We start from the raw sequence: 17,302 nt of genomic DNA on the forward strand, positions 1-17,302 counted from the left end.
GCGACGGAGAATAGCCTGGACCGCACCTGACCTGAGGGAGAGCGCATGAGCAAGTCGCAGACCTGGGACGCCGTGGACGAGTACTTCGCCGACCGGCTGGCCCCCGACGACGAGGCCCTGCGCGCCGCCGTCCGGGACAGCGACGCCGCCGGGCTGCCGCAGATCGCGGTCAGCCCGACCCAGGGCAAACTGCTCCGGCTGCTCGCCGAGATCCAGGGCGCTCGCACGATCCTGGAGATCGGCACACTCGGCGGCTACAGCACCATCCACCTGGCCCGCGCGCTCCCGGCCGACGGCCGGCTCGTCACGCTGGAGTACAGCGCCGAGAACGCCGAGGTCGCCACCCGCAACATCGCCCGCGCCGGCCTGGACAAGGTCGTCGAGGTCCGGGTCGGGGCGGCGCTGGACTCACTGCCCGGGCTCGCCGACGAGAACCCGGCCCCCTTCGACCTCGTCTTCATCGACGCGGACAAGGCGAACAACCCGCACTACATCGAGTGGGCGCTCCGCCTCACCCGCGCGGGCAGCCTGATCGTGCTCGACAACGTCGTCCGCGGCGGCCGGGTCGTCGACGCCGACAGCACGGCCGGGGACGTACGGGGCACCCGCGCCGCCATCGACCTCATCGCCGAACACCCGAGGCTGAGCGGTACGGCGGTCCAGACCGTCGGCACCAAGGGATACGACGGGTTCGCGCTGGCCCGCGTGCTGCCCTGACACCGTCGGCCACCGGGTCAGACCTCGTGGTAGAAGCCCACGTTGACGCTCCTCGGCTGGGTGCGGTCCTGGATGATCAGCTCGCCATTGCCCGCCTTGGGCAGCGTCACCGTGCCGCCGTACGTGAGGGGCTGCGCGTACTCCCCGACGATGAGCCGTACCTCCGAGGACGGTTCAGGCTGGGAGCCGCGCAGCCACGTGACCTGCCAGCCGCCCTCGGGGCCGCACAGGAACTCCAGGTGGACCCGCGAGACGAACAGCCAGTCCTCCGGCGGCGCCAGCCGGCACACGTTCTTGTCGCGTCCCACGCGCAGGACGGCGCCCGGCTCGCTGGGCGCGTCGGCCATGAGCATCCCGGCCGTGGCTCCCGCTTCCACCCCGGAGACGGTGGCCATGGTGAGTTCAAGCACGTGCGCTCCCCTTGAAACTTCGGCGTGCGTCCCGGGCGCCGTGCGCCGGAACGTCCTCGCCGTCTGAAACGACCTTGCGCGGCCGCTTGGTTGAGCGGCCGCCGCCAGATGATAAATCGCCCGGCCGAACGGCGTCCGGCACAATGGGTTCATGACCGAGCGAAAGCCACCCGGTGTCAGCTTCGAGTCCTGGACCGACCACCAGATCCGCGAGGCGGAGCGCCGCGGCGACTTCGCCCGGCTGTCCGGCGCGGGCAAGCCGCTGCCGACCGAGGTCGAGGCGCCGTACGACGAACTCTGGTGGGTGAAGCGGAAGTTGGTCCGCGAGGGCATCGCGGTGCTGCCGCCGTCGCTGGCGCTGCGCAAGGAGGCCGAGGACGCCCTCGCCGCCGCGCTGACCGCGCCCTCCGAACACCGCGTCCGGAAGATCGTCGAGGACATCAACGCGAAGATCCGCGAGATGATGTTCCGCCCGCCGCCCGGCCCGCCGCTGGGCATGAAGCCGTACGACGTGGAGGACGTGGTCCGCCGGTGGCGGGAGCGTCCGACGCCCGGCAACGGTTGATTCGGGTTGCGGACGGAACCCGGCACCGACCGACAATGGCGGGCATGACCTGGACCATCACCCCGGAATCCGTCGACTCCCCGGCCGCCGCCGCGCTGTGGCGCGCGTACTACACCGAGGTGAGCGACCGCTGGTATCTGCTCCACGAGGGGCACCGCACCGACCCGGCCGAGCTGGAGCGCGAGATCGCCGCCGACGACGGCGGCTACCTCACCCCGCCGGGCGGACTGCTGCTGGTGGGGCGGTACGACGGGGTGCCGGCGGGCATGGCGGGCGTACGGCTGCTGGACGCGGCGACCGCCGAGCTGAAGCGGGTGTTCGTGGCGGAGGAGACGCGGGGGAAGGGCGGCGCGGCGCTGCTGGTGGCCGCCGCGGAGGACGCGGCGCGTGCGCTGGGCGCGCGGCGGCTGCTGCTGGACACCCGCGGGGACCTGGTGGAGGCGCGGCGGCTGTACACGCGCCTGGGGTACCGGGAGGGCGCACGGCACAACGAGGACGAGTACGCGGAACACTGGTTCAGCAAGGGGCTGGTGTGAGCCGGCGCTCAGCCGCTGCCGAGCTTCGGGAGGTCGTCGGAGGCGCCCGGCTGTTCGCTGCGCGAGCCGCACAGTTCGTCGTTGAGTTCCTTCACCAGCCGGACCAGGTCGGTCGGCCGGTCGGGTCCCCACCAGTCGCCCAGCAGCTCCGCCAGCGAGTCCTCGCGGGCCCGTGACAGCCGCTCGGCGACCAGCGCTCCCTCGGCGGTCAGCGACAGGTCCAGTCCCGCCCGCACCGCGAGCCGCCGGGTCTCGATCTGCCGGGCGGCCTCCAGGACCACGCTGAGCGGCACGGGGCCGCGTTCGGCGAGCTGTCCCGGCTCCACGGACCCGTACCGCTTGATCCGCAGCAGCATCCAGCTGGCCGCGGGCTGGAGGTCGTAGCCGGCCCGCTCGGTGATGTCCCGGTAGATCTCGCGGCGGCCCTCGCGGGTGCCCAGTACCGACAGGGCCCGGCACACCTCGTCGTACGACGACCGTTCCACCGGGTTGCTGGCCAGTGTCTGGGTCGCGTCCGGTGCCGTCACGGAGCCGCGCAGCCGGTCCTCCTTGAGGAACCAGGCCAGCACAAAGCCGAGGAGGGCGACCGGGGCCGCGTACAGGAAGACGTCGGTGATGGAGGAGGCGTACGCGTGCAGGGCGTCGGGGCGGAGCGCGGCGGGCAGTTCGGACAGGACGCGCGGGTCGGCCTTGAGGGTGTCGACGGTGACGCCGGGCGGCAACGGGGTGCCGCGGAAGGCGTCGGTGAGTTTGTCGCCGAGCCGCCCGGCGAAGACCGAGCCGAAGATGGCCACGCCGAAGGAGGCGCCGATCGAGCGGAAGAAGGTCGCGCCCGAGGTGGCGACGCCGAGATCCTCGTACGAGACCGCGTTCTGCACGATCAGGACGAGGACCTGCATGACGAGGCCCAGGCCGAGGCCGAAGACGAAGAAGAAGGCGCTCATCTCGGCCGTGGAGCTGAACTCGTCGAGCTGGTGCAGGAGCAGCAGGCCCAGCGCGGTGACGCCGGTGCCCGCGACGGGGAAGACCTTCCAGCGGCCGGTACGGCTGACGATCTGCCCGGAGCCGGTGGAGGCGATCAGCAGACCGACGACCATCGGCAGCATGTGCACACCCGACATGGTCGGCGAGATGCCCTGCACGACCTGGAGGAAGGTCGGCAGGTAGGTCATCGCGCCGAACATGGCGAATCCGACGATGAAGCTGATGACGGCCGCGAGGGTGAAGGTCCGGATGCGGAAGAGCTTCGGCGGCAGTACGGGTTCGGCGGCCCGGCGTTCGACGGCCACGAACGCCACGGCCAGCACGACCGCGAGCACGGCCAGCCCGATGATCCGGGCCGAGCCCCAGGCCCAGGTGGTGCCGCCGAGCGAGGCGATGAGCACCAGGGAGGTGGCGAGGGCGGCGATGAGGAACGTGCCGAGGTAGTCGATGACGTGCCGCTGGGACTTGCGCGGAATGTGCAGCACGGTGGCGATGACGGCCAGGGCCACCACGCCGATCGGCAGGTTGATGTAGAAGACCCACCGCCAGCTCAGATGCTCGGTGAACAGCCCGCCGAGCAGCGGCCCGAGCACACTCGTGGCGCCGAACACCGCCCCGAACAGGCCCTGGTACCGGCCCCTTTCACGTGGGGAGACCAGATCCCCGACGATCGCCATCGACAGCACGATCAGTCCGCCGCCGCCGAGTCCCTGCAAGGCGCGGAAGCCGATCAACTGGGGCATGTTCTGCGCCATTCCGCACAGCGCCGAGCCGATCAGGAAGATCACGATGGCGATCTGGAAGAGCCGCTTGCGTCCGTACTGGTCACCGAGCTTGCCCCACAGCGGGGTCGCGGCGGTGGAAGCGAGCAGATACGCGGTCACCACCCAGGACAGATGGTCCAGGCCGCCGAGGTCGCTGACGATCGTGGGAAGCGCAGTGGAGACGATCGTCTGGTCGAGGGCGGCGAGCAGCATGCCGAGGAGCAGCGCGCCGATCGAGACGAGTACGTTGCCGGGCACGTGCTCCCCGCCGCCGGCCGGGGGCGGCGCCTTCGCGTCCCGCACGTCTCCCGTACCGCCCTGCGCATCCCCGGCCATGCAGACCTCCCGAGGCCCTGTGCCACCCAGTGTCCTCCCCATCGTGGTGGGTGTGGCCGGTTATGGCCTGTCGAGTCCGATTGGAATCTGTCATTCCGCCCACAGTCCGCAGGCTTGCCGGAAACGGCCTCCACGGCATCTGCATAATCGCTGGAGCTCGCGAAGAAGGCTGAAAGGGACGAACACGTGGTCGATACGGACGGGATCCATTGCCCGGAGTGCGGGGCGAGCCGCGGTCCGGACAACACCCCGTCGTGCGCCTGCGGCCCCCGGGCCTCCGACGCCCTGCGCGACGCCCGCACGGCGGAACAGGCGGCGGCGGAGGACTTCGACCCACTACGGATCCGGCCGTACGTGGATCTGGCGGGCGGCGGGGGTACGAACCCGCCGGGCGCCGGGGTGCACGCCGGGACGCCGGCCGGAGTGCCCGCCGGGGAGGCGGCAGAGGCGCCCGCCGGGGTGCCGGCCGGCGACGCGACCGAGGGGCGGGGCGACGCGACCGAGGGACGGGGCGACGCGACCGAGGGGCGGGGCGGCGACGCGGCCGATGGGCGGGCCGGGGAGACGGGCCAGGGGGCGGGCGCCGGGGACGGTGACGCTCCCGCGGTGACGACTCCCTCGGTGACAGCTCCGTCTGTGGTAACTGCCACGCTGGCGGCTCCCTCTGTGACGGCTCCGTCTGTGGTGACTGCCACGCCGGCGGCTCCCTCGATGGCGACTCCCCCGCCGACGGCCAGCCCCGTTGCGGCTCTCCCGGCGACGGTTCCCCCCGTAGCGGCTCCCCCGGACGTGACCCCGTCCCGCAGGCGCCGTCGGACGGTGCTGATCGCCGTCGCGGCCGGAGTGGCGGCCATACTCACCGCGGGCGGTGTCGCCGGCGGGCTGTTCTCGTACGACAAGCCGTCGCGGGACAGCGCGCTGCCGGAGGACCTGCGGGCGGCGGTACCGGACGTACGGACGTCGGCGTCGGAGGAGTCCCGGGGGACGGAGCCCACGTCCCCCGCGTCGACGCCGATCGCTCCGCCCCCGGCCACGGCGGGCACGCCCACGCCGTCACCGACGCCGACCCGTTCGGAACCGGCGTCCGCGTCCTCGCCGCCGAGCGGTACGCCCACTCCGACCCCGACGGTCACCTCCTCGACCCCCTCGGGGCCGGAGAAGGGCTCCCAGGTGGCCGAGCCCCCGCCGGTCCTGCGGCCGGGCGACAGCGGCCCGGAGGTCGTCGAACTCCAGCTCAGGCTGACGGAGTTGAACCTGTACATCGAGGACCCGGACGGCGAGTACGACCGGAGCCTGGAGACCGCGGTACGGACGTACCAGTGGGCGAGGGGTGTGAAGCCCGAGGAACTGGGCGTCTACGACGGGCGGACGCGGGACCGGCTGGAGGGCGAGACGGCCGAGCCCTAGGGCGTGTTTCGAAAGTCCCGTCGTCCGCCCGGAGCTCGGCAGGCGGGACTTTCGAAACACGCCCTAGAGGGTCCGGCCGGACAACCGGTCCAGCGCCGAACGGCTCTCGTCGTCCGCGGCGCGGCAGATCATCAGCCGCTGGTCCGTGTCCCCGAGCGGCGTGAGAAGTTCGAAGTGCACCGCCACGGTACCGACCTCGGGATGCCGCATCACCTTGTGTCCGCGGCCGTTCACCTTGACGTCCCGCTCCGCCCACAGACGGGCGAACTCCTCGTCCCCGGCGATGAACTCGGCGATCAGACCGGCCAGCACCCGGTCCTCCGCGTGCGCGGCCCACGCGGCACGCAGATGGGCGACGCCCTCCCGCACCACGCGGGCGCGGTCGACGTAGAACTCGCGTATCTCCGGATGCATCAGGCACAGCCACATCGCGTTGCGTTGGGCCGGCGCCACGGTGTCGAAGTCCACCAGCAGTCTCGCCATCTCGCCGTTCCAGGCCAGGATGTCGTAGCGGTGGTTCATCAGCATGGCCGGCAGCGGTGAGAGGTCGGTGAGCAGCCGGGCGAGTGGGGGCGCCGCGGTGGTGGCGGGCCGGTCGGTGCCGCGGGGGCGCCGGCGGGTCAGGTCGAAGAGGTAGGCGCGTTCGTCGGGGGCCAGCCGCAGTGCCGTGGCCAGCGCCTCCACCACGTCCGCCGAGGGCCGCAGCCCGCGGGCCTGCTCCAGCCGTACGACGTAGTCGATACTGACCCCGGCCAGCTCGGCGACCTCCTCGCGGCGCAGTCCCGGGGTCCGCCGGGACCGGCGGCGCGACGGCAGTCCGAAGTCACGCGGGTCCAGCCGCTCGCGCCGGGTGCGCAGGAACGCGGCCAGCTCCCGTGTGGTGTCGACGGTCGTCGGGTCCGCGGTGGGGGGCGTCATGTGCGGTGCAACCGCCAGGGTAGGACCGCTGTTCCCAGGAAGTGCCTTCCCTTACCCCCGGTGGACCGCCGTCACAGGCTTGTCCTCGACAACGGATCACACGCACTGGAGGACATGATGTCGCTCACCCTCGACACCTACCGGCTGCTGGGCCGCTCGGGGCTGCGGGTCTCCCCGCTGGCGCTGGGCGCGGCGACCTTCGGCACCGAGTGGGGCTGGGGCGCCGAGCAGGACGAGGCACGCAAGCTGTTCGACCGCTATGTCGAGCGCGGTGGCAACTTCATCGACACCGCCAACACGTACACCGACGGCAGCTCCGAGCGTCTGCTGGGCGAGTTCACCCGCGACAACCGGGAGAGCCTGGTGCTGGCCACGAAGTACACCACGCTGCGCCGGCCCGGCGACCCCAACTCCGGTGGCGCTCACCGCAAGAGCCTGTTCGCGTCGGTGGAGTCCAGTCTGCGGCGGCTGAACACGGACTACATCGATCTGCTCTACCTGCACGTGTGGGACTTCACGACGCCGGTCGACGAGATCCTGCGCGGCATGGACGACCTGGTGCGACAGGGCAAGGTCCTGTACGTGGGGATCTGCAACACCCCGGCCTGGCAGGTGTCGCGGATGCAGGCGATCGCCGATCTGCGCGGCTGGTCGCCGCTGGTCGCGCTACAGATCGAGTACAACCTGGTCGAACGTGGCGGGGAGCGTGACCTGATCCCCATGGCGCGTGAGATGGGGCTGGGTGTGGTGCCGTTCTCGCCGCTGGCCGGCGGTGTGCTCACCGGCAAGTACCGCCGTGAGGACCTCACCGCGGCCACCGTCACGGCCACGTCCGGCGACAGCACGCGGAAGAGCTTCAACCACGCCGCGGGCGCGGTCACCGAACGCAACCTCGCCGTCGCCGATGTCGTGAAGGACGTCGCCACGGAGCTGGGCCGCACATCCGCACAGGTCGGGCTGGCCTGGACCCTGCGGAACCCGGACGTGACGGCATCGATCATCGGCGCCCGGACCACCGTACAACTCGAGGACAACCTGGGCGCGCTGGAGGTCGAGTTCACCGCCGCGCAGCTGGCCCGCCTCGACGAGGCGGGCGCGATCGGGCTCGGCTACCCGCACGACCTGCTCGCCGGCGACCGCATGCGCAAGGTGATCACCGGCGATCTGAGGATCGAGGCCCGTCGCGGCTAGGGCGTGTTTCGAAAGTCCCGTCGTCCGCCCGGAGGGCGGGACTTTCGAAACACGCCCTAGCCGACGCGCACCTGGAACACACCGTCCCCCAGGGCCTCGACCCGTACGGACGTCAGGTCGGGTACGACGACGTCCGGTTCGTACGCCCCGGCCCGCGACCCGATCCCCACCACCCGCATCCCCGCGGCCCGCCCGGCCGCGATCCCGGCGCCGGAGTCCTCGAACACCACACAGTCCGCCGCCGCGACGCCCAGCTCCGCGGCGCCCTTCAGGAACCCCTCCGGGTCGGGCTTGCTCGCGCCCACGGACTCCGCGGTCACCCGCACGTCCGGCAGCGCCAGCCCGGCCGCGGCCATCCTGGCGGTCGAGAGCCCGGCGTCCGCGGAGGTCACGAGCGCGTGCGGCACCCCGGTCAGGGACGCGAGGAACTCCCCCGCTCCCGGCACCGGCAGGACCCCGTCCATGTCGGCGGTCTCCTCGGCGAGCATGCGGGCGTTGTCGGCGAGGTTGTGCTCCACGGGCCGGTCGGGCAGCAGGACGGCCATCGAGGCGTATCCCTGGCGTCCGTGGACGACCTTCAGCACCTCGTCGGGGTCGAGGCCGTGCCGGTCGGCCCAGCGTCGCCAGATCCGTTCCACAACGGCGTCCGAGTTGACGAGGGTGCCGTCCATGTCCAGCAGGAGGGCGCGGGCGGTGAGCACGGTGGGGGCCGTCATCGGCTACTCCAAAACGCGGAAGGGAGACAAGGCGGCCCCGCCCGCCGGTCAGGGAAAACGGGCGGGAGCCACTTTGTTTCTCCACGGTACAAAACAAGGAGCCGCACCGCCACTCCCCCCACAACACTTCACTTGCCGTTCAGCTCAGGGGGGCCGCCGGGCCCGCGGGTCACCCGGTGACCGCCTCCCACAGGCTCCACACCCCGAGACCCAGCATGAACACCGCCGCCACCTTGGTGATCAGCGCGAGCGGTACTCGCTTCATCAGGGCCCGGCCGCCCACGATGCCGAGCCCGGCCACGGCCCACAGCGCCAGTACGGCGCCGAGCCCGACGGACAGCGGATCGTCGTAGCGCGCCGCGAGGTTCGCCGTCATGATCTGCGTCAGATCGCCGAACTCGGCGACCAGGATGAGCATGAAGCCCGCGCCGGCGACCTTCCAGAAGGACTGGTTCTCCGGCCGGCGGACCGCCTCCTCGCCGTCGTCCTTCTTCCACAGGAGCATCGCGGCCCCGCCGAGGAAGAGCACACCGGTGATCGCCTGCACCAGCTGCTGCGGCAGCAGGGTCAGCACACTGCCGGCCGCGACGGCGAGCGCGACATGGACGGCGAACGCGGCGGCGACACCGGCGAAGACGTAGGAGGCCCGGTAGCGGGTACCGAGGACGAGCCCGGCGAGCGCGGTCTTGTCGGGGAGTTCGGCAAGGAAGACGACGCCGAAGACGACCGCCGTCACGGTGAAGCTGATCAAGGGTTCCTCAATCGGTCGGGCCACCCGCCGAGAGTGCTGCGCAGCACGTAGGAGACACCTCGGCACGGCAGCACACCTGGCACCCGTGCCGTACGGCACGGGCGTGCACTGCTTGCCGAAGGTCTCGCTGGCGGATCCATGACCTGGCCGGTCGAGAACCGACTGGATCGGGATCCGCCTCCGGGCGCCGGCTCGGCCCTGACGGGCTGAGCAGTATGTCGACGGTCCGGCGAAGAGCTACTCCCCTTCTGCGCCGTCCATCGTACGCGACACCGCCACCGGGACCGCCGGAGCCGCCCCCCGACCGCCCACGGAGTGAAAAGTTTCACCCCGAACCTTGCTGTGTCATGTGCGCGTCACTAGCTTCTCACCGGACGCACACCCGTTCGCAACACCGCACCGAGAGCATTCCCTCGCTCGCACGCCAACACCCCCACACTCCAAGGGAGTTCGCATGCCCAGGTTCTACGCGCGTCGACGGCTGAGCACGGCCGCCGCCTTCAGCGCCCTGATAGCCGCCGCAGCCCTGTTCAACGCCCCCACCGCCTCCGCCGCCCTCCCCACCCCCGTCAGCGGCGCCACCGCGCGCAGCTACCTCGCGCAGCTCACCGTCGCGACCGAGAACCGCACCGGCTACAACCGTGACCTCTTCCCGCACTGGATCACCCAGTCCGGCGCCTGCAACACCCGGGAAGTCGTCCTGAAGCGCGACGGCACGAACGTCGTCCAGGACTCCGCCTGCGCGGCCACCAGCGGCCGCTGGTTCTCCCCCTACGACGGCGCCACCTGGTCCGCCGCCTCCGACGTCGACATCGACCACCTGGTCCCGCTCGCCGAGGCCTGGGACTCCGGCGCCGGCAGCTGGACCACCTCGCGCCGCCAGTCGTTCGCCAACGACCTGACCCGCCCGCAGCTCATCGCGGTCACCGACAACGTGAACCAGGCCAAGGGCGACCAGGACCCGGCCACCTGGATGCCGTCGGTCTCCTCGTACCGCTGCACCTACGTGCGCGCCTGGGTCCAGGTGAAGTACTACTACGGTCTCTCGGTCGACTCCGCCGAGAAGAACGCCCTCACCGGCTACCTGGCCTCCTGCTGATCCGGAGCCACCCGGTCCCCGGGGTCCCCGGCTGAGCCGACCTGTGGTTCTTTCTCGCGCGGAACCACTCCGCCGGCCTCCGTCGTTCCGTACCGTACGGGGCGACGGAGGAGGCCGGCCGGCGGCGGCGACCGCCCCGCAGGCGAGCCGACGGACGAAGAAGGCGGACGAACACGTGGCGGAACTGCGCCTGGGACCACTGCTGAGGTACGCCGACGGCACCTCGGCGACCGTATGGGTCGAGTCGAGCCGTCCGTGCACCGCCGAGGTGCGCTGCGCGGACGGCTCCACGGGTGCCACCCGCACCTTCCAGATCGCGGGCCACCACTACGCGCTGATCCCGGTGAGCGGCCTGGCACCCGGCTCGGCGACGTCGTACGAGGTGCTGCTCGACGGCGAGCGGGTCTGGCCGCTCGCCGACTCGGCCTTCCCGCCCTCGCTGATCCACACGCCGGCCGAGGGCGACACCGTGCGTGTGGCGTTCGGCTCGTGCCGGTGGGCCGCGCCGCCCGCCGACGAGCCGGACCCGGTCGGCCCGGACGCCCTGGACACCCTCGCGGAGCGGATCGCGGCGGACCCCTCCGGCGAGCGCCCGGACGTCCTGCTGCTGCTCGGCGACCAGGTGTACGCGGACGAGACCTCCAAGGCGACCCGCAAGTGGCTGGCCGCCCGCCGCGACCTGAGGGAACCGCCGGGCAACGAGGTCGCGGACTACGAGGAGTACACCCGCCTCTACTACGAGTCCTGGCTCGACCCCGAGGTGCGCTGGCTGCTGTCCACCGTGCCCAGCTGCATGATCTTCGACGACCACGACGTCATCGACGACTGGAACACCTCCGCCGCCTGGCTCGCCGACATGCGCGAGACCAGCTGGTGGCGCGAGCGGCTGCTGAGCGGCCTGATGTCGTACTGGGTCCACCAGCACCTCGGCAATCTCTCGCCGGACGAACTGGCCGCCGACCCGCTGTACGCGTCCGTCCAGGCCACCCCCGACGGCACGGACGCGCTGCGCGCCTTCGCCGCCGGGGCCGACGCCGACCCCGCCGCCGTCCGCTGGAGCTACCGGCGGGACTTCGGCCGCGTACGCCTGCTGATGGTGGACACCCGGGCCGCGCGCGTCCTCGACGAGCAGAACCGCTCGATGCTGGACCCCGGCGAGGCCGACTGGCTGCGCGCCCAGGCCCTCGACACCCCCGGCTCCTACGACCATCTCCTCATCGGCACCTCCCTGCCCTGGCTGCTGCCGCACCTCGTGCACGACGCCGAGGCGTGGAACGCGGCGCTGTGCCGGGGCGAGAAGGGCGCGCGCTGGGCCCGGTTCGGGGAGAAGATGCGGCGGGCCGCGGACCTGGAGCACTGGGCGGCGTTCCCGGCGTCGTTCGAGGCGCTCGCGGCGGTGATCGCCGAGGCGGGTTCCGGGCCCGGGGCGCCGGCCACGGTGTGCGTGCTGTCGGGAGACGTGCACCACGCGTACGTGGCCGAACCGACCTGGCAGCGCGACGGGCCGGACGCGCGTGTGCTGCAACTCACCTGCTCGCCGGTCCACAACTCCATCCCGTTGTCCATAAGGGTCGGCTTCCGGTTCGGCTGGAGCGCCGCCGCCCGGGTCCTCGGCCGTCGCTTCGCGGGTCACGGCCGGATACCACGACCGCCGATCGACTGGCGCAAGACGGGCGGCCCGTGGTTCGGCAACCAGCTGATGACCCTGACGATGCGCGGCCGTTCGGCCCGGCTGCGGCTGGACCAGGCCCAGGAGAACGGCCAGGGCGGGGCACGGCTGACGACGGTCGCGGAGTCGCCGCTGAGCGGGGAGGCGGTACTGAGCGAGGGGTGACGGGTGGGGCGGGGGGCGCGGGGGGGGCGCGTCTCGCCTGCCTTGGCGAGTGACAGCCGTGATGACTGTGACAGCCGTGATGGCTGTGATGGCTGTGATGGCAGTGATGGCTGTGACTGGTGGGGCGCGCGTTGGCTTCGGTGGCGGGCGACGGCATGATGAGGCGGACCGTCCGCTTCCAGCGGTCGAGCAGCTCCAATGCGCCCCATACGCCCGGGAGTCACCCCTTTGTCTACAGCGAACGCGGAGCCCACCCCCCAGGTCTCCGTCGCCCTCGTCGGCGCCGGCCCGCGCGGCACCAGCGTGCTGGAACGCCTCTGCGCCTCCACCCAGGAACTCCTCCCGCCCGGCGCCCGGTTGACGGTCCACGTCGTCGACCCCGCGCCGCCCGGAGCCGGCCGTGTCTGGCGCACCGCACAGTCCGCGGAGCTGCTGATGAACACTGTCGCGTCCCAGGTGACCCTGTTCACGGACGACAGCGTGGACTGCTCGGGCCCGATCAGCCCCGGCCCGAGCCTGTACGAGTGGGCGGCGGGCGGGCTGGGCCCCGACGAGTACCCGAGCCGTGCCCACTACGGCCGTTATCTGGAGTGGGTCTTCGCGAGAACCGTCCGTGAGGCGCCGCCCGCCGTGCACGTCGAGACCCACCCGGCCCGCGCGGTCCGGCTGCACGACGGTCCCGACGGCCGCCAGGTGCTGGGCCTGGACAACGGGGTGATGCTGACCGGCCTGTCCGCGGTGGTCCTCGCCCAGGGCCATCTGCCGGCCGCGCCGACCGCGGAACAGAGCCGGCAGGCGTCGTATGCCGAAGAACACGGCCTGCACCACGTGCCGCCCGGCAACCCGGCCGACGCCGACCTCGCCCCCATCGCACCCGGCGAACCCGTGCTGCTGCGCGGCCTGGGCCTGAACTTCTTCGACCACATGGCCCTGCTGACGACCGGCAGGGGCGGTCGTTTCGTACGCGCCGAGGGTGGTGACGGCAGCGCTGTCGGGGGTGGCCTGGTGTACGTCCCCTCGGGGCGGGAGCCGCGGCTGTACGCCGGGTCGCGGCGCGGGGTGCCGTACCAGGCGCGCGGCGACAACGCGAAGGGGGCGTACGGGCGTTGTCTGCCGCGCGTGCTGACGCCCGAGGTCATCGCCGGCTTCCGCAAGCGCGCGGACTCCGGGGACGCGCCCGACTTCCTCGCGGAGATATGGCCGTTGGTCGCGAAGGAGGTGGAGTCGGTCTATTACGAGGCGCTGGTGGGGGCGGGTGCGGGGGCGGAGGTGGAGGCGACGGCGGCGGCGGGTTTCGTCGAGCGTTTTCTCGCCGTGCCGCACCGGGATCCCGAAGAGGGCCTGCTGCTGGACGAGTTCGGGGTGGCGGAGGCCGACCGCTGGTCGTGGGAGCGAATATCGAGGCCGTACGCCGAGCGTCGGTTCTCGGACCCCGGGCAGTGGCGGGAGTGGCTGCTCGGGCATCTGCGCGAGGACGCCGCACAGGCCGCCCTCGGCAATGTGCGCGGCCCGCTGAAGGCGGCCCTGGACGTACTGCGCGACCTGCGCAACGAGTTGCGCCTCGTCGTCGACCACGGCGGACTGTCCGGCACCTCTCGCCGCGACCACCTCGACCGCTGGTACACCCCGCTCAACGCCTTCCTGTCCATCGGCCCGCCCCGGCGCCGTATCGAGGAACTCACGGCGCTCGTGGCCGCGGGTGTGGTCGAGGTACTGGGACCGCGCCTAGAGGTGCACTGCGCGCGGGGCGCGTGGGTGGCGCACTCCCCCGACGTACCGGGCTCCGCGGTCCGCGTGACCTCGCTGGTCGAGGCGCGGCTGCCGGAACCGGAGTTGCGCCGCACCGCCGACGAACTCCTCGCCGGCCTGCTGAAGACCGGCGAGTGCCGGCCGCATGTGGTGAACGGCTACGAGACCGGCGGGCTGGACGTGACCCCGCGCCCGTACCGGGTGATCGACCGCCAGGGGACGCCTCATCCATGCCGGTTCGCGTTCGGCGTCCCGACGGAGGGGGTGCACTGGGTGACGGCCGCGGGCGCCCGGCCCGGCGTGGACTCGGTCACCCTGTCCGACGCGGACGCGGTGGCCCGGGCGGTGCTGCGGGTGGGAGTGGGGGCGCCCCTCCCGGGCGGGAGGGGCGCCGATGCGGTCCCGGTGCCGTCGTAGGTCCGGGTGCTGTCGTAGGTGCGGGTGCTGTCGTCGGTCCGGGTGCTGTCGTCGGTCCGGGTGTGTGGCCGGCGGGAGCCGCGGGGCGCGTACCTCAGCTCGTCCCGGCGGCCCAGCCGAACGGCACGGTGAAGCAGCCCACCCGGGTCCCGTGGTTGCCCGGCTGGTCGTGGATCACGACGGACGACGCCTCGGCCTGCCGGAAGGCCCAGTCGTGTTCGGCCACCGCCTGGCCGGAGCCGTCGCGGGCGGCCGTGAAGTCGAGCCAGACCTCGTTGGCGGGGTTGGCGTCGGCCGGGTCGTTCGACGGCTTGTGCTGGTAGTGCCCGCCGGCCGCCGTCGGGTCGGCCCCACACGCCCTGCGGTGCACGTGGGCGCCGTACTTGTGGCCCGGTTCCAGGCCGTTGACCCGCAGTTTCACGGTCGTGGCCCCGCTCGGCGCCATCTGCTGGGACACCTGGATCCACGCGCCCGCCGGGACGAGCCCGGTGTCGTACGTCAGTGCCGCCGACGGGACGAGGGCGGACGGCGGGGCGAACCGGGCGTCGGTCGACATCCGGTACCCCTTGCCCTGGTCACTGTCGGCACCGGCCGCCGCTCCGTGGGCGCTGCCCGCACCGGCCGCGAACACGGCCGCGGCGACGACGCCGACGTATATACCTGCCACCATGATCGGTACTGTCCTTAGACTCAGCCCTTTTGTGGGCGTTCCCCCCTGCACACGTTCCCCACCGTCGGCGGGGTTCCCTACCGTTGCTACGGGAGCCCCGGGCCGCGCGCCCGTCGGGACGGGGCAGCCGGGTGAACGAGCTGTGGCGGACACACGCGGCCCCCGTGAATCCGGCCCCACACCACCGGCGTACGCTGTATGGCTGTCATGGCCGCCCCTGCCGTTCCCTCGCGACACCGCGGCAAGGCTGGTCCACGGGGGTACACGGGGAGTCGCGTTGTTCGAGAGTGTGGGGTCGCTGGCCGGCAGCCCTTGGATCTACGCGCTGGTGGCGCTCTCCGTCCTGCTGGACGTGTTCGTGCCCGTGCTGCCCAGTGGCGTACTGGTCATCATGGCGGCGACCGCCGCGGCCGCCGGGTCCGGCGCGGGTGACCAGGTGCCGGAGTACGTGCCCGACATCCTGGCCCTGACCCTGTGCGCCACCACGGCGTCCGTCCTGGGTGACCTCGTGGTCTACCGGCTGGCCTGGCGGGGCGGCGACCGGCTGGACCGCGCGATCGCCCGCTCGCGCCGGCTGACCAGCGCGCAGGAACGACTCGGCGCCGCTCTCGCCCGGCGCGGCGGGGGCCCGCTCGTGGTGCTGGCCCGGTTCGCGCCGGCCGGCCGCTCAGTCGTCTCGCTGACCGCCGGGGCGGCCCACCGCCGCGTGCGCGACTTCCTGCCCTGGTCGGCCCTGGCGGGCCTGTCCTGGGCCCTGTACAGCGTCGCCCTCGGCTACTTCGGCGCGCACTGGCTGGGCGCGACCTGGGTGGCCACCGCGGTGTCGGTACTGGCGCTGTTCGCCGCGGGGGCGCTGGCGGGGTACCTGATGCGGCGGGAGCCGGAGGCTGCCGAGGTCGGCACGGCAGAGGTCACGGCGTCCGACGTGCGGTGACCTATCCGGCCGCCCTGCTCCTCGGCGTGGCCGAGCCCCGGACCTCCAGGCTGCTCAGCAGTTCCGCCGTGGCCTCCGTGATCACGTCCACGGCGTGGTCGAAGGCCTCCCGGTTGTGCGCGGCGGGCGCCCGGAAACCGGACACCTTGCGCACGAACTGAAGGGCGGCGGCCCTGATCTCTTCTTCCGTCGCCTCTTCGGGCAACGCGGGCGGACGAAGCGTCTTGATGCTGCGGCACATGTCTCCAGTCTCCCGCGCCCCGACCGGTCCCGCACCAAACCTGCGATGATCCACGAGGAGGCGGCCACCACACCGGGGTCGACCGACGAGAGGAGCCACAGCCGATGGCAGACGACAAGGACACGACGGTAGATGTGCCGGGCGGCCCCGTCCGCACGGTCGCCGTGCTCGGCCCCGGCGGGGTCGGCGGACTGCTCGCCGCGCTGCTCAGCCGGGCCGGACACCGGGTGATCTGCCTGGCCGGCGAGGAGACCGCGCAGACCCTGCGTACGTCCGGGATCCAGGTCCGCAGCGGCCGGTTCGGCGACTTCACGGCCGGCGTCGAGGCGGACACCGAGCTGCGCGAACCGGTCGACGCCTGCCTGATCACCGTGAAGCACACCGCCCTGGACGCGTCCCTGGAGCGCGTACCGCCCGCGGTCCTGGGCTACGCCCTCCTCGTCCCGTTCCTGAACGGTGTCGAGCACCCCGCCGCCCTGCGCGCCCGCTACCGTCCCGACCGTGTCGCCCCGGCCGCCATCCGCGTCGAGTCGACCCGCACGGCGCCCGGCGAGATCGTGCACGGCAGCCCGTTCGCCGAGATCGACCTGACCGGCGACCCGGTGCCGCGGACCCGTCTCGACGCCCTCGCCGCCGCCCTCGAAGCGGCCGGTCCCACCACCCGCGTCCTGGACGACGAGGCGGCGACGCTGTGGGCCAAGATGGCGTTCCTCGCGCCCGTCGCCCTGCTCACCACCCGCTACCGGGCCCCGGTGGGCGAGATCCGCACCCGCTACCGGGACGAACTCGCCGCCCTGGTCGAGGAGACCGCCGCGGTGAGCCGCGCGAGCGGTGGGCCGGGGGATCCGGCCGCGGCGGTGGCCCGCTACGAGGCCTTCCCTCCGGACAGCAGGACCTCCATGCAACGGGACGCCGAGGCCGGCCGGCCCCTGGAGCTGGACGCGATCGGCGGCGCCCTCCTGCGTGCCGCGGCCCGCCACGGCATCGCCGTACCCGTGGCGACGCGTCTGGTGCGGGAGGTGGGGGCGGCCACGGGCCGCCCGTAGCAAGGCAGTTGACGACG

Annotated in this window: 17 protein-coding genes; 10 read left to right on the forward strand and 7 right to left on the reverse strand. The window is 72.5% G+C overall.

Going from position 1 to position 17,302, the window contains the following annotated elements; all coding sequences use genetic code 11:
• The first annotated feature begins 45 nt into the window (after positions 1–45).
• The gene (locus ACIQAC_RS03155; protein ID WP_402186428.1) at positions 46–717 is read left to right on the forward strand and encodes an O-methyltransferase; all 672 of its coding nucleotides are present in this window, start codon (positions 46–48) and stop codon (positions 715–717) included.
• A gap of 17 nt (positions 718–734) precedes the next feature.
• Here ACIQAC_RS03155 and ACIQAC_RS03160 read toward each other — a convergent pair whose 3' ends face one another.
• Entirely contained in the window at positions 735–1,127 is a 393-nt protein-coding gene (locus ACIQAC_RS03160; RefSeq protein WP_402186430.1) for a hypothetical protein, read from the reverse strand.
• A 151-nt stretch (positions 1,128–1,278) separates the two neighbouring features.
• On the opposite strand from ACIQAC_RS03160, the gene ACIQAC_RS03165 reads away from it, so the two are divergent.
• Positions 1,279–1,692: a DUF1992 domain-containing protein gene (locus ACIQAC_RS03165; RefSeq protein ID WP_402186432.1), complete on the forward strand. Its 414-nt coding sequence runs from the start codon at positions 1,279–1,281 to the stop codon at positions 1,690–1,692.
• 44 nt (positions 1,693–1,736) lie between these two features.
• A complete protein-coding gene (locus ACIQAC_RS03170; RefSeq protein ID WP_402186433.1) occupies positions 1,737–2,228 on the forward strand; it encodes a GNAT family N-acetyltransferase in 492 nt (163 codons plus the stop codon).
• Between the two features lie 8 nt (positions 2,229–2,236).
• Here the strand turns inward: ACIQAC_RS03170 and ACIQAC_RS03175 are convergent, their stop codons facing one another.
• Positions 2,237–4,312 (reverse strand): DHA2 family efflux MFS transporter permease subunit, encoded by a 2,076-nt coding sequence (locus ACIQAC_RS03175; RefSeq protein WP_402186435.1) that lies wholly within the window; start codon positions 4,310–4,312, stop codon positions 2,237–2,239.
• Between the two features lie 819 nt (positions 4,313–5,131).
• Here ACIQAC_RS03175 and ACIQAC_RS03180 point away from each other — a divergent pair.
• Complete coding sequence (locus ACIQAC_RS03180; RefSeq protein ID WP_402186437.1) at positions 5,132–5,719, forward strand: peptidoglycan-binding protein; 588 nt, start codon at positions 5,132–5,134, stop codon at positions 5,717–5,719.
• 63 nt (positions 5,720–5,782) lie between these two features.
• Here the strand turns inward: ACIQAC_RS03180 and ACIQAC_RS03185 are convergent, their stop codons facing one another.
• Positions 5,783–6,637, reverse strand: coding sequence for a helix-turn-helix transcriptional regulator (locus tag ACIQAC_RS03185; RefSeq protein WP_402186438.1), 855 nt, complete (start codon positions 6,635–6,637; stop codon positions 5,783–5,785).
• 117 nt (positions 6,638–6,754) lie between these two features.
• Here ACIQAC_RS03185 and ACIQAC_RS03190 point away from each other — a divergent pair, with 117 nt between their 5' ends.
• Positions 6,755–7,828 (forward strand): aldo/keto reductase, encoded by a 1,074-nt coding sequence (locus ACIQAC_RS03190; RefSeq protein ID WP_402186951.1) that lies wholly within the window; start codon positions 6,755–6,757, stop codon positions 7,826–7,828.
• A 56-nt stretch (positions 7,829–7,884) separates the two neighbouring features.
• Here ACIQAC_RS03190 and ACIQAC_RS03195 read toward each other — a convergent pair whose 3' ends face one another.
• Positions 7,885–8,544, reverse strand: coding sequence for an HAD-IA family hydrolase (locus ACIQAC_RS03195; protein WP_402186440.1), 660 nt, complete (start codon positions 8,542–8,544; stop codon positions 7,885–7,887).
• A 169-nt stretch (positions 8,545–8,713) separates the two neighbouring features.
• Positions 8,714–9,295, reverse strand: a complete 582-nt coding sequence (locus tag ACIQAC_RS03200) for a TMEM165/GDT1 family protein (RefSeq protein WP_402186953.1) — start codon at positions 9,293–9,295, stop codon at positions 8,714–8,716.
• Positions 9,296–9,749: 454 nt separating this feature from the next.
• Here ACIQAC_RS03200 and ACIQAC_RS03205 point away from each other — a divergent pair, with 454 nt between their 5' ends.
• From ACIQAC_RS03205 to ACIQAC_RS03215, 3 genes are all read left to right on the forward strand, one after another.
• Positions 9,750–10,394, forward strand: coding sequence for an HNH endonuclease family protein (locus ACIQAC_RS03205; RefSeq protein ID WP_402186442.1), 645 nt, complete (start codon positions 9,750–9,752; stop codon positions 10,392–10,394).
• A 175-nt stretch (positions 10,395–10,569) separates the two neighbouring features.
• Positions 10,570–12,228: an alkaline phosphatase D family protein gene (locus ACIQAC_RS03210; protein WP_402186443.1), complete on the forward strand. Its 1,659-nt coding sequence runs from the start codon at positions 10,570–10,572 to the stop codon at positions 12,226–12,228.
• Positions 12,229–12,426: 198 nt separating this feature from the next.
• Positions 12,427–14,394, forward strand: a complete 1,968-nt coding sequence (locus tag ACIQAC_RS03215; protein ID WP_402186445.1) for an FAD/NAD(P)-binding protein — start codon at positions 12,427–12,429, stop codon at positions 14,392–14,394.
• Positions 14,395–14,488: 94 nt separating this feature from the next.
• Here ACIQAC_RS03215 and ACIQAC_RS03220 read toward each other — a convergent pair whose 3' ends face one another.
• On the reverse strand, positions 14,489–15,064 hold the full coding sequence (locus ACIQAC_RS03220) for a superoxide dismutase family protein (protein WP_402186446.1): 576 nt from the start codon (positions 15,062–15,064) through the stop codon (positions 14,489–14,491).
• Between the two features lie 277 nt (positions 15,065–15,341).
• Here ACIQAC_RS03220 and ACIQAC_RS03225 point away from each other — a divergent pair, with 277 nt between their 5' ends.
• Positions 15,342–15,998, forward strand: a complete 657-nt coding sequence (locus tag ACIQAC_RS03225; RefSeq protein ID WP_402186447.1) for a DedA family protein — start codon at positions 15,342–15,344, stop codon at positions 15,996–15,998.
• Between the two features lies 1 nt (position 15,999).
• Here the strand turns inward: ACIQAC_RS03225 and ACIQAC_RS03230 are convergent, their stop codons facing one another.
• A complete protein-coding gene (locus ACIQAC_RS03230) occupies positions 16,000–16,239 on the reverse strand; it encodes a DUF2277 domain-containing protein (RefSeq protein WP_402186449.1) in 240 nt (79 codons plus the stop codon).
• A 104-nt stretch (positions 16,240–16,343) separates the two neighbouring features.
• Here ACIQAC_RS03230 and ACIQAC_RS03235 point away from each other — a divergent pair, with 104 nt between their 5' ends.
• A complete protein-coding gene (locus ACIQAC_RS03235; protein WP_402186451.1) occupies positions 16,344–17,285 on the forward strand; it encodes a ketopantoate reductase family protein in 942 nt (313 codons plus the stop codon).
• Positions 17,286–17,302: the final 17 nt, after the last annotated feature.

Origin of the sequence: Streptomyces sp. NPDC088387 (assembly GCF_044753385.1) — a bacterium.
In the GTDB taxonomy this organism is placed as follows: domain Bacteria; phylum Actinomycetota; class Actinomycetes; order Streptomycetales; family Streptomycetaceae; genus Streptomyces.

Excerpts from the sequence above, each read along its gene's own strand:
- ACIQAC_RS03190 (WP_402186951.1), top strand. The coding sequence starts at position 6,755 with ATGTCGCTCACCCTCGACACCTACCGGCTGCTGGGCCGCTCGGGGCTG.
- ACIQAC_RS03185 (WP_402186438.1), bottom strand. The coding sequence starts at position 6,637 with ATGACGCCCCCCACCGCGGACCCGACGACCGTCGACACCACACGGGAG.
- ACIQAC_RS03195 (WP_402186440.1), bottom strand. The coding sequence starts at position 8,544 with ATGACGGCCCCCACCGTGCTCACCGCCCGCGCCCTCCTGCTGGACATG.
- ACIQAC_RS03205 (WP_402186442.1), top strand. The coding sequence starts at position 9,750 with ATGCCCAGGTTCTACGCGCGTCGACGGCTGAGCACGGCCGCCGCCTTC.
- ACIQAC_RS03170 (WP_402186433.1), top strand. The coding sequence starts at position 1,737 with ATGACCTGGACCATCACCCCGGAATCCGTCGACTCCCCGGCCGCCGCC.
- ACIQAC_RS03220 (WP_402186446.1), bottom strand. The coding sequence starts at position 15,064 with ATGGTGGCAGGTATATACGTCGGCGTCGTCGCCGCGGCCGTGTTCGCG.
- ACIQAC_RS03165 (WP_402186432.1), top strand. The coding sequence starts at position 1,279 with ATGACCGAGCGAAAGCCACCCGGTGTCAGCTTCGAGTCCTGGACCGAC.
- ACIQAC_RS03175 (WP_402186435.1), bottom strand. The coding sequence starts at position 4,312 with ATGGCCGGGGATGCGCAGGGCGGTACGGGAGACGTGCGGGACGCGAAG.
- ACIQAC_RS03230 (WP_402186449.1), bottom strand. The coding sequence starts at position 16,239 with ATGTGCCGCAGCATCAAGACGCTTCGTCCGCCCGCGTTGCCCGAAGAG.
- ACIQAC_RS03155 (WP_402186428.1), top strand. The coding sequence starts at position 46 with ATGAGCAAGTCGCAGACCTGGGACGCCGTGGACGAGTACTTCGCCGAC.
- ACIQAC_RS03235 (WP_402186451.1), top strand. The coding sequence starts at position 16,344 with ATGGCAGACGACAAGGACACGACGGTAGATGTGCCGGGCGGCCCCGTC.
- ACIQAC_RS03215 (WP_402186445.1), top strand. The coding sequence starts at position 12,427 with ATGCGCCCCATACGCCCGGGAGTCACCCCTTTGTCTACAGCGAACGCG.